This window comes from Phaeobacter sp. CECT 5382 (assembly GCF_001457775.1).
In the GTDB taxonomy this organism is placed as follows: Bacteria; Pseudomonadota; Alphaproteobacteria; order Rhodobacterales; family Rhodobacteraceae; genus Pseudophaeobacter.
Window position 1 is genome coordinate 154,916 of sequence record NZ_CYSG01000003.1, and the last position, 13,236, is coordinate 168,151.

A 13,236-nucleotide genomic window follows, 5' to 3' on the forward strand; every position below is an offset into this window, starting at 1 on the left:
GCGCATTGATTGGAATTGCAATCAGCGGCGTATCGCCAGGCGTGCCACCAGCCAGGAGACCAGCATCATGGCGCAGTCGACCAACATCCAGGGGCGCAGATGTTCAGTGTCAGACATCTCATAGGGGAGCAGATACAGCCCCAGACCAGAAAGGCTGCTGGGAGAGGCAAACACAAGCAGAGCCACTATATTGTTGAAAAAATGCACCGCGATAGCAGGCCCCAGCGTGCCCGCCCGCGCGGTGAGATCCGCCATCAACAGACCAAAAGCCATGGCCCAGAGACAAATCAGGACAGCATTTTCGCCCGCCTCGATCGGCATGTAATGTGCCAAACCAAACAGCAGTGAAGGGGCCACAAGCCAAAGCAACGGTGAGCGAAAGCGGGCCGCCAGAGCCTGTTGCAGGTAGCCCCGAAAAACGATCTCTTCGGCGCCGGTCTGGATGAGAACCGCTGCCAGTGACAGAGGCAAAAGCCCCAGCCAGTGCCCAAATTCCAGATTGGGAACCAGCGGCAGGCCTAGGGAATAGGGCGGCAGCAACAGCACTGCAAAAGCCAACACCAACAAGAACGAAAAGACCCTGCGGAACTGGCGAACCAACAGCCCCATCGGCCCAATCACGCTCTGCAAAGAGCGCTGCTGAAACCATCGTGCCGCCAATGCCACCCCGAGCACCAGAAAGGCGAAACTAGCCAGCAACACCAGCATCGCTGGCGGATTTCCACCATCAATCAACCCCTCTATCCAGGCCCCCTCCGCCAGATTCAACACCAGCAGGAATGTTACACTGGTCAGAGCATAGCTCACCGCTGCAATCAGCCCGACGCCCAACAAAAGCCGCCAGATTTGCGGTTTGGGCCGGGCCGGTGCAACGAGCGCCTCGTGGGCGCCATAGGCAAGGTTATCTACCATTTTTGGCGTCATGTTTGGGGTCCGCCTTTTGCTGCGTATTCCCGGCGACCTCATCAAAGGTAGCGCCTTCAGGCAAGCCCGCCTCGCCCGCAGAAGCAGGCTCAAAATCAGATAATGGATCGGGTGCGGCATCATGCACGGAATCGCGCATCGATCCGCTTAGGGACACCAAATGACCCGCCACCGTTTCCAACAATTGCATGGCGACCCCGGCATCGCTTTCGATCACCGCGCGATATTCTTCGGCTCCGATGCGCAAGAACAGACAGTCCTCGGCAGCACGCAGATCCAGCTCGCGTGGCTGGCGCAGGATCACTGCCAGATCACCGATCAACCGCCCCGGCTCCACCACTGATATGGGCTGCTCTCCCGGAGCGACCCCAGACCAGAACAGTTCTGCGCGCCCCTTCAGGCAAAGATAGACCGCATCCCCCATTTCACCTCGGGCAAAGACCAGATCCCCCTGTGCCACGGGATGCCATTGCGCCGAAAACGCCAAAAGCCGCTGGTTGCGCGCATCCAGTCGCGCAAAAAGCTCTGCGCGGGCGATTTCCTCGAATTTCTGACGAAAATCCTCAGCGGCCAGGTCTTCGGGGCTGCCGCTGGAGCGGCGGTCCACCCCATCGATACGCCCGTCCCGGATCTCGACAAACAGGTCATAGCGTTCGGGATGGGCGAATTCTTCCTCCATAAAGATCATGGTCGTGGTCGGCATCAGGTCACGCAGGCGGTCGCGGGTGCGCAGTCGGCTTTCGGAATCATGACTGGCCAAAGCGCGATCCAGAATCAACACATCCGGCCGCTTGATGGCCGCCCGCGTAAAGGCTGCGCGCTCACGAAACAATGGATCCAACAGCGCGCCACCGAGACCGGTTGGCAGGTCATAAAGGATCAACGCCAGACGTTTTTTCAATCCGTAAGCTGCCAAAACCTCTGCAACCAGCGCCTCGACCTGATTGCCCTTTTCCCCGGCCCGCGTCGATATCTTTCCATAGAGCGCGTTTTCCAGAACCGACAGGCGTGGAAAGAAGCCCTCTGGTGTGAGCGGACGGAACAATCCTTCGGAGCGGGCCGTCAGGGTAGCGGCACTGGCGGCGCGAATGCGCAGGATGCGTCGCTTGAAATCTTCTGGAAAACCGGGGCCGATCTGTTCTGCGGACAACAGAAAGGGCACTGTCATCAGCACCGCGCGGGCCTCATCCGGGAGCTCTGCCTCCCCCTTTTCACTATAAAGTTCAGCGGCCTTGCACAGGCGGCAATACAGATCTTCGTCAATGCCAAGACGCTGAAACAAAGGGTGGTCGAAATCTTCGCGGCCGAAAGTTTTGATCAGGGTTTCCGCCACTCCAAGGCCGATGCCCAGGGTTTCCGCGCTAAGGTGTTGCTCGCGGATCACCTGATGAAACAGGCTGCCCGGCAACATCAGCTCCTCTGGAAGGATCTCTCGCGCGGGCGAGGCGAAGAGAATATTGCCCGCCAGCGGCATCGCTGGATTAAAAACCTCCGGTTCAAAATGGTAGACCACGCCGTCCAGCCCTGCCCGGCGCAGACGTTTTCGGATCAATGGCCGCAGCCGAATGATATGGTCTTTCAACGCCTGATGGTTGCCCTCCGGCAGTTTGGCACGCAGGGTCCGCTGGAATATTTGCTCATCAACTCCCATGGCTTCGACCAGTTGAAACCACCAATCGCGCAAATCCCCTTCGGAGCCCAGCCCCGCAAGGGCCGGGTTGACCCAATCTGCGGTCAAAAGATCAGGGCTGTTGCCGGTCCGCCGAGCCTCGTCCATCTGGCGCAGCGCATCATCCGACGGGTCAGCCAGACTGGGCGTGCTGCGCAATGGCATCAGGATATTGTCCCCAAGCGAGCCCGAAAACAAATAGGGCTGCGCAGAGGCATACCCAACCCGCGCGGCAAGGACCCCCTGATGCAGCGCTTCCAGCCGGTGCCCCGCCAGTGTGATCGAACCACGGCTGGGCAGCACCTCTCGGGTCAGCAACTGCCCCAGGGCAGCACGTTCGGCGTCGTTGCTGCTTTTGACCGCGACCCGTGCGCGTGCGGGGATGGTGAGCGACAGATCCTCTAGGATCATATTGCCATCGGCATCACGCAGCGAGACATTGCGAAACACCAGATCCCCGCGCAGGTGCGGCAGAGTTGTGGGCGCCCCGTCCAGCAGATTGGCATCAATCATTCCCTTGGGAGCAAAGCGACTGGTCATCACTTTCCAGCGCAGCCCCATGTCCTGCACCTGATTGTAATAGGTCAAAAGCTCTTTCCAGGGCGCCGAAAGGTCCTTGTAGGCAGCCAGCCCCGCCACCAATGCGCCGACCGTGATCTCTCCCCTGATCGCCAGAACACCACCTGCCGAGTAATAGACAAAGGGTGTCATATGCCCGATCAGATTGTTGAGGAATTTCATGAAGTATTTCTTGTTGTAGATCCGGCGGCGGATCTCGAACAGACGTCCCAACCGGTCAGAAATCTGCGCCAGACGATACCGCCAGCCGCCGTTGCCACGCAGATCGGATATCCCGGCGGCGGTCTCGCCTATCTCTGCGGCCAGGGCGCGCACTTCCTGGATCCGGTCCTTGTTCAGCAGGTTGATCTGGCGCTGCAACATCGGTATCAGCCAGGCCTGTAGCGGGATCAGCGCAATTGAAACTAGCCCAAACCAGACGCTTTGTGCAAACAGGAAGGCCACGATGGTCAGCATCTGTCCCGCCTGAAACACCGGCTGCGCCAGCGCATCCCCCATCAACCCGCCCATCGGCTCACTTTCGGACGTGATCATCGACACCAGCTCACCCTGGCTGGTGGTGCGAAAGTAGGGTTTCGGAAACCGGATCATCCGGTTGATCAGACTATAGCGCAGGCGCCGCAACAGGCGCTCTGCCACCACACCTTTGGCCGTATTGAGCCGCATCTTCAGCAGTCCCGCCAGAACCACCGCAGCCAGAAAGGCAAAACACAGCACCAAGAGGTAGTCCACCTGAGACATCTCTGTGCCCAGGACCACGACCTGAGGCTCTGCTGCACCAATGGCGTCATTGATGATCCGCTTGGGCAGCTCCAACGACGCATAAAGAAACGGAAAGGTCAGCAGGGTCAGCGCCAAAAGGCCAAGTTGCTGACGCTTGGAATAACGCCAGATAAATGAAAACAGCGTTGGAGGCATGGCCGGTCCTTGTGGCATAAAAGCTGCATGGTGAGGTCTTGGCCACGGTGGTGCCACGGTGGTGGTTGCCGAAACCGGCAGGAATCGAGTCACTGTGCAAAAACCTCGCGACGGTATGCACTGAAACGGGCAAAGACAAGGTAATCCAGTTCACGCTCGTTCACACTTGCTCTGACCGTTCAACAGAATTATTGCGCTGGCAACAACGACAGCCCCCAAAGAGCGGGGCGATGGAGGGCGGCCCTGTGGCCATGAAATCAAGCGGTTTGGCACTGAAAGCAGAAACGTCCCTGTTGCAGCAATGCGACGCCCCCCCGGATCCGGCTGCGTCTCTCTCGGTCGCAGGCCCGGCCACGCGCTTTGCCCACGGGCTGCGTTTGGGCGCCTTGGTCGGACTCATCGGTCTTGCTGGCTGTACGCAATCGTCTAACTCGGGATTTTCCTTTGCGGCCCAGAGCGGGCAATATGACTCCGATCTTGCAGCCGCCGGAAAATCCCGGGCAGAATTTTCAAATGGCTCTGTCATTCTGGTTGCCCCGCCCGGTCACTGCATCGACACCTCGATGTTGCGACAGGATGCCGAGGGCGGCTTTGCGCTGTTGCCACGTTGCAACCTTTTGCAAGGCAGCAGCTGGTTTGGCAGAAACCGTGCGGCTGTCATCACCGCCACCATCGGCAAGGCCACCAGCCCCGGAGCCCCCAGAACCGCCGATATTGCGCGGACCGCTCAAGGCGCCAAACTGCTGTATTATGACGACAAGGGTGTTTTGCCATTGGTGCGGCTGAACTGGCCCGGTCACAGCACCGCAGGCGGCTCGGGTGCCAGCCCAGAACACTGGCGCGGTGCCTTTGTGTTGAATGATCATCTTGTCCTGCTGGCGCTCTACGCGCCTGAAGGCAGCAATCTGTTGGGACGCGCTGGGGCTGATCTGCTTACGGAAATGACCCTGCGCAGCCTGAAAGCAAGCACAGCCACCATCGGTGCAGCCACCATCGACACCGGCGCAAATCTCCCCCCTTCCGCGCCTGCTGCGGCGGCAAAACCTGACACGGATCTGCGCCCCAAGACGCGGCCAGAAGCGCGAAACGCTAATTCCCAAAGGCACAGCAGTGAAAAACCAGCCGTCTCCGGCGAAAAACTCTCGTGGCGAGAGCGGATTGCCGGTTTATTTCAGTGACCCGACCCGGCTAGATTGGCCATAGTTTCGGCGGCGTCAGCTCCGGTTGTTTTCGGAACACGCACAACAAAGCGCTCCGGGCTATGTTTTTGGCCAGGATCAGTTGAACAATGCGCCGAGGCAGAAGGCCCGGGCAAGACAAAGGTAGCAAAAACGCGATATGGGCGGTTTTCTAAACAAGCTGTTTCACCGGGGCAGTCTGCGTCGCTGGCACCGCGACGCGGCCCGGGCGAGCACCACCTCGCTGCCGATGCTGCGCCAGCAGCGCAATCAGGCCCGGCTTCTGCGCAACCAGCTGAACCGTCTGATCCACATTGCCGATGGCCGTCTTGCCCTGCCACATATCGGATCGTCCTTCTTTCCGCGGCCGCATGGCACCGACTGGTCCTGGCGTCCCGAACTGTGGCGCGGCCCCCTGCCTGTTCCCGGCCTGTCCTCGGTCCCGTCAAAATCGCAACTGGGCGAAGAAATCACCCTGTTCCACGATTGCGATATATCAGAACTGACCCTGCGCCAGTTGCGCAACAGCCGCGAAGAAGACCTGGCGCCCTTTGGTTTACGAATGGATGTCTTCCAGTTTGACGGCTCTTTCCTGTCACTGGTCATCGACCTGCCGACCAGCGCCTGCGACGGCCTGACCCGACAACATCTCCTGCGTGTCGATTGCATTATTGAAACCGAAAAACCGATCGAGGTCTTTGCCCGTCTCAATATTCGCCACGGTCCCAATACAGAGCAACTGGTCCGTGAGTTTCCACTGGGTGAGAAAAATGTATCGGTTGAATATGATCTGGCCTATTCCAACCTGAACGAAAAGCGCATCGAAAAGATATGGCTCGACCTGATTTTTGAAGCCCCCGACATGAACCAGGTCATTCTGCGTGACCTGACCTTTGCCCGCCACCGTCGCGCCAATATCTGACCCTACCACAAACTGAACCCCAATGATGAGTGAACCGAGATGAGCGATTTGACCGTCACCAAAATACGTTTCGGCAATGGCACCTGGGAAGGGGTGGTCCAGAACGCCAAAGAAAGCGGTCTGGCCCCAGATATTCAGGTGATGTTTCAGGACCAGCCACTGGACGGGGTCGCGATCAGCGAAGGCAGTGCGGCCGATGAGTGGCTGTTGCGGATCACTGTACCTGCCCATGCCATTGCCGATGGGGTACAGACTTTTGTCATCACCGAGGGCGGCAGCAGTGATCAGAAACTCGCAAGCTTTTCCCTGATCGCAGGCGAGGCCGCTGCCGACGACATGCGCGCCGAAATCGAACTGCTGCGCGCTGAGCTCGACATGCTGAAACGCGCGTTTCGCCGTCATTGTCTGGAAACGACTTAACTCTCGAAACCACCTGAAGTCGGCCCCCACCAGACTGCCCACCGCTTGGTTGTGAGCTAGGCCAGCATTTTGTCCCGGTAGCTGGTTTCAATCTCGATCAGGCGCTGCTTGCGCCACAATCCTCCGCCATAGCCGGTCAGACTGCCATCGGCAGACAGGACACGGTGACAGGGAATGACCACAGCAATCTGGTTGCTGCCATTGGCCCGCGCCACTGCGCGCGTTGCTGTCGGGCGGCCCATGTCGCGGGCAATCTGCGAATAGCTGCGCGTCTCTCCAGCCGGGATTTCCAGCAGATAGCGCCAGACATCGCGCTCAAAGGCGGTGCCATGCAGCGCCAGCGGCGTATCAAAACGCGCTGCTGATCCTGCAAAGTAGCGTGACAGTTCATCGGCGATCCGCTGGGTCGGTGCCGGTCGCCCAAAGCCGATACCGCCGGGCTGTGCTTTTTGCAGACGGATCATCTCGCGCGGCAGCGCCTTGCGATCAGCGAATTCCAACAAGTGCAGCTGATGCTGGCAGCTGATGGCGATCATCGCCCCTAGTGGGGTGTCGATCCAATCTGCCAGAAGCAGCGCATCTTTGCGAAAACTTCCCGGCGACATTCCAACAAGGCGAGCAAAGGCGGCCCGAAAGGCCGACGGGCTGTCAAATCCCGCATCAATCTGTGCCGCGATCACCGGCTCTCCCGCTGAAAGCGCGGTAAAGCCCTCGCGCAGGCGGCGTTGTCGCGCCATTTCCAGAAAGGTCATGCCAAAATGGCGCTTAAAAGCGCGCCGCACGGTGGACAGATCATAGCCCAGCTCCACCAGATCCCCTTCGCGCCAGCGGTGTGTCGGACGCGCCTCAAGCGCGTCAATCAAGGGCTGTACCATGGGGTCATCGCCCGCAGCGGCCTTGAGCGGCTTGCAGCGTTTGCAGGCACGAAACCCCGCCTCGATGCATTCACCGGGGCTGGCAAAGAACTGGCAGTTTTCGAACTTGGGATTGCGGGCCGGGCAGCTTAGACGACAGAAAATGCCGGTGGAAGACACGCCAACATAGGCGCGCCCTTCATAAGCCGCATCGCGGCTACAGAGCGCTTGGTACAGGGTTTGGGAATCAGGCAGGTCAAACATCATTGCAACAGACTAGCCAATCCAAATGCCCTGGGTCGCCGGTTTCCGGGCGTTAATGTCAAAACATCCGCGAGAAACCACGGCCGCCTGCCGTTCTTGACAAGAACCTGGATCATCGTCCTGTTTTTTTATTGCGCTTCTGGACCGCGCGAATGGTCTTTTGCAGGGCTTTCCCACTGGTTTTACGATCTGCCAGCGAGGCGGTATTGAACCTCTCTTCTGCAGCCAACTTGTTCCAACGCTCCAGCCGGGCCTGTTGAACCTCTCCACGTTTGATCGCCGCTGAGATCGCGCAGCCTGGCTCGCTTTCATGTTTGCAGTTGCGGAATTTGCACTGGCTTGCCAGCTCTGCCAGATCCTCGAACAGATCGGCAATGCCGCTTTCGGCTTCGGCCATCTGCAACTCGCGCATGCCGGGCGTGTCCATCACGGCGCAGCCATTTGGCAAAAAGCGCATATGCCGATAGCGCGTGGTATGGCGCCCCCTGGCATCATCTTCGCGGATTTCGCCGGTCTCGGCGGTCTCCTTGCCAAACAGCGCATTGACCAGAGTAGATTTGCCCACCCCTGACGATCCCAGAAAGACCAGCGTCTGACCCGGCTTGCACCAAGGTGCGAGCTGCGCGCGCGCCGCATCACTTTTGGCATTGATCAGCAGCACAGGCACCCGCGCCGAAATAGTCTTGGCCTGTTCCACATAGGGAGTGGGGTCGTCACAGAGGTCGGGTTTGGTGAGCAGGATTACCGGTTCCACCTCGGCCTCAAAGGCCAGGGCGATATAGCGTTCGAGCCGGGCGAGGTTGAAATCAAGGTTGCAAGACGTGACGATAAAGCTCGTGTCCGCATTGGCCGCAATCAGCTGGATACTGCGGTCATGCCCAGGCGCACGGCGTTTGAACAGGCTTTTACGCTCCAGCACCCGGCTGGCGGTGGGCAGCACCCGATTTAGCAGCAGCCAATCCCCAACAGCCGCCTGCATCTTGGGGGGCAACAGCATATCAATACTCTCACCCTGAACCCGCAGACCGCTGCGATGCGCCTCGACCACGCGCACCGGAGGTGTTTCTTCCAGGTCGTCATCAATCACCTGTTGGGCAAAGAAGGGCTGCCAGCCAAGCTTTTCCAGCGCGCTCAACTCCTGTTGCGGCGCATCAGAGCCACCAGCAGGTGACAGAAATTGGGAATAGTCCCGGGTCATTTTGGCTCTGCTTTCATCAATCCGCCGCCACCGGGCGGCATTTGCGCCCTAAGAAACACAAATGACAGCGTGACTAAAGCCCTCTGTGCAGGTGACAGCGCAGCATCCGGCAGGGGTACAAGGCCAAAGACCGCCCCTTTCGGAGCGGTCCTTGTATTGTTTTGCGGTTTAAACCAGGGAATCCTCCCCTGGAGACCCTGGCCAGTTATTGTTTTGGCCCCAGAGCAACCAGACCTTTGAGAATATCGATGGCATAGGCCAGCTGGTAATCCTGCTCGCGCAGTTCCGCAGCTTTCTCGGCCTTGGTGCGGTCCTCTTCGATCTGGCGGATTTCATCCTCGGTCAGGCTGTCATTGTTGAGACTGCCGCGCAGGTCCGCCTCAGAGCGGGTACGACGTGCATTGCTCTCTTCTTCGGCCTCGGCTTCAGGTTTGCGACGGGGCTGCTCAACAACGATGTCTGGCGAAACACCCAGAGCCTGGATCGAGCGGCCCGAGGGTGTGTAATAGCGCGCCGTGGTCAGGCGCATCGCGCCTTCACCGCGCAGTGGCATCACGGTCTGGACCGAGCCTTTGCCAAAGCTCTTGGTGCCGACAACGATGGCGCGACGATGATCCTGCAGTGCACCAGCCACGATTTCCGACGCCGAGGCCGAACCGCCATTGATCAGAACAACGATGGGCTTGCCACCGGACAAATCACCGGGAATGGCGTTGAAGCGTTCGCCGTCTTCAGGGTTGCGACCGCGGGTCGAAACGATCTCACCACTGTCGAGGAAGCTGTCAGCCACCTTGATCGCCTGCGTCAGCAAACCACCGGGGTTGTTGCGCAGATCCAGCACGATACCGTTCACGTTTTCCATGCCACCGGCCTCTTCGACCTGCTTTTTCAAGCCGGATTCAAGATTAGGCGTAGTCTGATCGTTGAAGGTGGTGATCCGCAACACAACTGTGTCGCCTTCGGTGCGAGCACGGACTGCCGTCAGCTTGATCGTGTCGCGAATGATCGAAACGTCAAAGGGCTCGCCCTCGCCTTCGCGCACCACGGTGATCACGATCTCGGATCCAACCGGACCGCGCATCAAATCCACGGCTTCGTCCAGCGACAGGCCAAGGACGCTTTCGCCATCCACATGGGTGATGAAATCACCCGCTTCCATGCCTGCTTCATCTGCCGGGGTGCCATCGATGGGCGAGACAACTTTGACAAAGCCCTCTTCTTGAGTGACCTCGATGCCAAGGCCGCCAAATTCACCACGGGTCTGCACCCGCATGCTGGCGGCATCATCCGGCGACAGATAGCTGGAATGGGGATCAAGCGAAGCCAGCATGCCGCCGATCGCCGCTTCGATCAGCTCTTTTTCGTCAACGTCTTCGACGTATTGGGCGCGGATGCGCTCAAAGATGTCCCCAAACAGGTCAAGCTGTTCGTAGACTGTCGTTTCGCGTGCCGTTTCCTGTGCCAGCAAAGGCCCGGCCACATAGGTTGTTGCAACAATGCCGGCCAGCGTGCCGCCGATAGCGGCCATGGCAAATTTTCTCATGAGACCTTCATCCACCTTTTCCGGTGTCGAACCATGTTTCAGGATCCACCGGGCTGTTGTCCATTCTGACTTCTATATAGAGCGTTTCTGTTCGGTCTGTGCCACCCCCTTCACCACTAAGTGACAAAATGGCACCAGCCTGCGGCGAATTTCCTCCCATCAGGCCGACCGGGGTGCCGCCGGGGATTACTTCACCCGCGTTGCCGTAAACCTCTGCCAGCCCTGACAGAATAAATAGGGTGTCAGGCTGCGGTTCAAGAATCACCACATTGCCCAGATCCAAGAGTGGACCGCGATAGCGAATTGTCGCCGCCGTTGGCGAGATCACAAGTGCGCGCGGACGCGCCGCGATCAGCACGCCGGGCCGAGCAATGCCAGCCGCATCGCGCTGGCCAAACCGGCGCAGCATCAGGCCCTTGACCGGCAGATCGATGTCGCCGCGCAGGGCTGTGACATCCGCTGTGGTGGGGGCAATAGCTCCGCCAGCGATTTCCGCCAGCCCACTGGCAAAGCCCGAAAGGGTCTCGGTCGAGGCAATCAAAAGAGCGGTACGGATCGGATCAGCTGTAAACCGGCGTGGCAGATCGGTCCGGTCAGAAATTGCTTTTGACAGCGCAGTGCGCGCCTCCTGCACCCCACTGAGCCCGTCCTGCAAGGTGCCAGAGGCGCTCTGCTGCAACATGCGCAGGGTCTGCACCTCTTCAAGATCCATGCGCAGAACTTCTGCCCGGGCATAGAGCCCCGGTGTGACCTCAGCCACCATCATCGCAGAGCGTGCAGCCCCCAACGGCCCCGAAGGGTGCAGCATCAAAACCGGCGGCGCCGAGGTTTCAATGGTCTGCAAGATGCCCAGCAGTTCAGAGACCTCATCTTCGCGGGCGTTGAGCTGCGACAAAAGCAACGTTTCGCGCCGCGCAACCCGACGCAGGCCTTCGCGCATCGCCCCTAGCCCCGCCTCATAGGCGCGTACCGTCTGGGTCAGGGCCTTGACCCGATCACGCGCGCTTTCTGCGGCCTCCAGCTGCAGCGTTGCTGCTTCCAACTCCTGAGCTGCGGCGCGCGCAGCCTCGGCGGGTTGTTGCTGGGCCATCAGCTGCAAGGGCGCGAGCGTCAGTGCCAGCAGCAACGGCAACAGCAACAACCCGGGGGCAGTTCTTATCATGAAAGAAGGCTCTCTCCGGTCATCTCGTCGGGTTTGGGCAGATCCATCAAGTCTAGCAGGGTTGGGGCCAGATCCGCCAGACGGCCATTGCGCAAACTGGCATCTTTGGGGCCACCCACCAGCACCAGCGGCACCAGATTAGTGGTATGAGCCGTATGTGCGCCACCGGTTTCGGGATCGACCATTAACTCGCAATTGCCGTGGTCCGCAGTAACCAGCATGGCACCGCCGACTTCTTTCAAGGCTGCGACCACCTTTGCCAGCCCCTGATCCACCGCTTCGCAGGCTTTGATTGCAGCTTGGATATCGCCGGTATGGCCGACCATGTCGGGGTTGGCGTAATTGGTGACGATCAGATCATAACCTGCCTTGATGGCGCCGACGAATTCTTCGGTCACTTCCGGCGCGCTCATCTCCGGTTGCAGATCATAGGTCGCAACCTTAGGCGATTTCGGCATCGCGCGGTCTTCGCCAACCTCAGGCTCTTCTTTGCCACCGTTGAGAAAGAAGGTCACATGCGGGTATTTCTCGGTCTCGGCCAAACGGAACTGGCGCTTGCCCTGTTTGGCAACCCATTCGCCAAGCGTGTTGACCAGCTGCGCCTTGGGATAGACCGTGGACATATAGGCGTTGTGGCCCTTGGAATATTCCACCATGCCCAAAAGGGCCGCCAGTTTGGGGCGTGGGCCGGTGTCGAAATCGGCAAAATCCGGCTCGCCAATGGCACGCAGGATCTCGCGCGCGCGGTCCGCCCGGAAGTTGAGGCAGAAGAACCCGTCGCCATCACGCACACCCTCGTAGCCGCGAATGACGCTGGCCCCGATGAATTCATCCGTTTCCGACTGGTTATAGGCATGGGTCACCGCGTCATGGGCATCCGCCACAGGACGGCCTTCGCCTTTGATCATCGCATCATAGGCCTCGCTCACGCGCTCCCAGCGGTTGTCGCGATCCATGGCAAAATAGCGGCCTGTCACTGTTGCCACCTTGGCACCACGCGGCAGCCCTTCTTTCAGCTGTTCAAAATAGCCATAGGCCGATTTGGGTGCCACATCCCGACCATCTGTGATGGCATGTAGCCAGACAGGTACGCCGGCATCTGTGATTGCGCGGATCGCCGCCAGAATGTGACTGATATGCCCATGCACGCCCCCATCCGAAACCAGCCCCATAAGATGCGCCGCACCGCCGGTTTCTTTGAGCTTGGCGATAAACGCCTGCAGAGTTGCATTCTGCGCAAATGAGCCATCTTCGATCGCCAGATCAATCTGCCCCAGATCCATCGCCACCACCCGGCCAGCGCCGATATTGGTATGACCCACCTCGGAATTGCCCATCTGCCCCGTTGGCAGGCCAACGTCTGGCCCATGGGTAATCAGGCGCGCCTGAGGCCCCGCCGCCATCAAGGCATCAAAGGTTGGCGTATTGGCCAGGTAGGGCGCGTTGGCTTCGCCGGGTGCCGCACTGCCCCAGCCATCAAGAATGCAAAGGACGACGGGTTTGGGCGTGGACATGTCAAAGCTCCGGGGCGTGCAATAGTGAAGACGTTGCCAGCGTTGTAGCGGCTTGATGCACTGGGGTGAACCGCCTTCCTGTCACAGTTGG

10 protein-coding genes are annotated in these 13,236 nt (G+C 59.4%); 3 read left to right on the plus strand and 7 right to left on the minus strand.

Going from position 1 to position 13,236, the window contains the following annotated elements:
• Nucleotides 1-21 precede the first annotated feature (21 nt).
• Both PH5382_RS04535 and PH5382_RS04540 read right to left on the minus strand, forming a co-directional pair.
• On the minus strand, nt 22-912 hold the full coding sequence (locus PH5382_RS04535) for a CPBP family intramembrane glutamic endopeptidase (RefSeq protein WP_058333171.1): 891 nt from the start codon (nt 910-912) through the stop codon (nt 22-24).
• Nucleotides 902-4,090: an ABC transporter transmembrane domain-containing protein gene (locus tag PH5382_RS04540; RefSeq protein ID WP_082645566.1), complete on the minus strand. Its 3,189-nt coding sequence runs from the start codon at nt 4,088-4,090 to the stop codon at nt 902-904. Before PH5382_RS04540 ends, PH5382_RS04535 begins: the two co-directional genes overlap by 11 nt.
• Nucleotides 4,091-4,335: 245 nt before the next feature.
• Between PH5382_RS04540 and PH5382_RS04545 the strand changes: the two genes are divergently transcribed.
• The 3 genes from PH5382_RS04545 (at nt 4,336) to PH5382_RS04555 (ending at nt 6,610) form a co-directional block, all read left to right on the plus strand.
• Nucleotides 4,336-5,268: a hypothetical protein gene (locus PH5382_RS04545; RefSeq protein WP_156414833.1), complete on the plus strand. Its 933-nt coding sequence runs from the start codon at nt 4,336-4,338 to the stop codon at nt 5,266-5,268.
• 160 nt (nt 5,269-5,428) lie between these two features.
• Nucleotides 5,429-6,190, plus strand: coding sequence for a DUF6478 family protein (locus PH5382_RS04550; protein WP_058333173.1), 762 nt, complete (start codon nt 5,429-5,431; stop codon nt 6,188-6,190).
• A gap of 39 nt (nt 6,191-6,229) precedes the next feature.
• A complete protein-coding gene (locus tag PH5382_RS04555) occupies nt 6,230-6,610 on the plus strand; it encodes a hypothetical protein (protein WP_058333174.1) in 381 nt (126 codons plus the stop codon).
• A gap of 56 nt (nt 6,611-6,666) precedes the next feature.
• On the opposite strand, the gene PH5382_RS04560 is transcribed toward PH5382_RS04555, so the two are convergent.
• The 5 genes from PH5382_RS04560 to gpmI all read right to left on the minus strand — a co-directional run bounded on the left by PH5382_RS04560 (nt 6,667) and on the right by gpmI (nt 13,145).
• Nucleotides 6,667-7,731 (minus strand): bifunctional transcriptional activator/DNA repair enzyme AdaA, encoded by a 1,065-nt coding sequence (locus PH5382_RS04560; protein ID WP_058333175.1) that lies wholly within the window; start codon nt 7,729-7,731, stop codon nt 6,667-6,669.
• 109 nt (nt 7,732-7,840) lie between these two features.
• Complete coding sequence (gene rsgA, locus PH5382_RS04565; protein ID WP_058333176.1) at nt 7,841-8,926, minus strand: ribosome small subunit-dependent GTPase A; 1,086 nt, start codon at nt 8,924-8,926, stop codon at nt 7,841-7,843.
• 205 nt (nt 8,927-9,131) lie between these two features.
• Nucleotides 9,132-10,469 carry a S41 family peptidase gene (locus PH5382_RS04570; protein WP_058333177.1) on the minus strand — a complete coding sequence of 446 codons (1,338 nt, stop codon included), beginning with the start codon at nt 10,467-10,469 and terminating at the stop codon, nt 9,132-9,134.
• Nucleotides 10,470-10,476: 7 nt separating this feature from the next.
• The gene (locus PH5382_RS04575; protein WP_058333178.1) at nt 10,477-11,631 is read right to left on the minus strand and encodes a murein hydrolase activator EnvC family protein; all 1,155 of its coding nucleotides are present in this window, start codon (nt 11,629-11,631) and stop codon (nt 10,477-10,479) included.
• Entirely contained in the window at nt 11,628-13,145 is a 1,518-nt protein-coding gene (gene gpmI / locus PH5382_RS04580; RefSeq protein WP_058333179.1) for a 2,3-bisphosphoglycerate-independent phosphoglycerate mutase, read from the minus strand. The genes PH5382_RS04575 and gpmI overlap by 4 nt, the downstream gene beginning before the upstream one ends.
• Between the last annotated feature and the right edge of the window lie 91 nt (nt 13,146-13,236).

Coding starts and splice junctions, on each gene's coding strand:
- PH5382_RS04535 (WP_058333171.1), bottom strand. CDS start 912: ATGGTAGATAACCTTGCCTATGGCGCCCACGAGGCGCTCGTTGCACCG.
- PH5382_RS04540 (WP_082645566.1), bottom strand. CDS start 4,090: ATGCCTCCAACGCTGTTTTCATTTATCTGGCGTTATTCCAAGCGTCAG.
- PH5382_RS04550 (WP_058333173.1), top strand. CDS start 5,429: ATGGGCGGTTTTCTAAACAAGCTGTTTCACCGGGGCAGTCTGCGTCGC.
- PH5382_RS04555 (WP_058333174.1), top strand. CDS start 6,230: ATGAGCGATTTGACCGTCACCAAAATACGTTTCGGCAATGGCACCTGG.
- PH5382_RS04560 (WP_058333175.1), bottom strand. CDS start 7,731: ATGATGTTTGACCTGCCTGATTCCCAAACCCTGTACCAAGCGCTCTGT.
- rsgA (WP_058333176.1), bottom strand. CDS start 8,926: ATGACCCGGGACTATTCCCAATTTCTGTCACCTGCTGGTGGCTCTGAT.
- PH5382_RS04570 (WP_058333177.1), bottom strand. CDS start 10,469: ATGAGAAAATTTGCCATGGCCGCTATCGGCGGCACGCTGGCCGGCATT.
- PH5382_RS04575 (WP_058333178.1), bottom strand. CDS start 11,631: ATGATAAGAACTGCCCCCGGGTTGTTGCTGTTGCCGTTGCTGCTGGCA.
- gpmI (WP_058333179.1), bottom strand. CDS start 13,145: ATGTCCACGCCCAAACCCGTCGTCCTTTGCATTCTTGATGGCTGGGGC.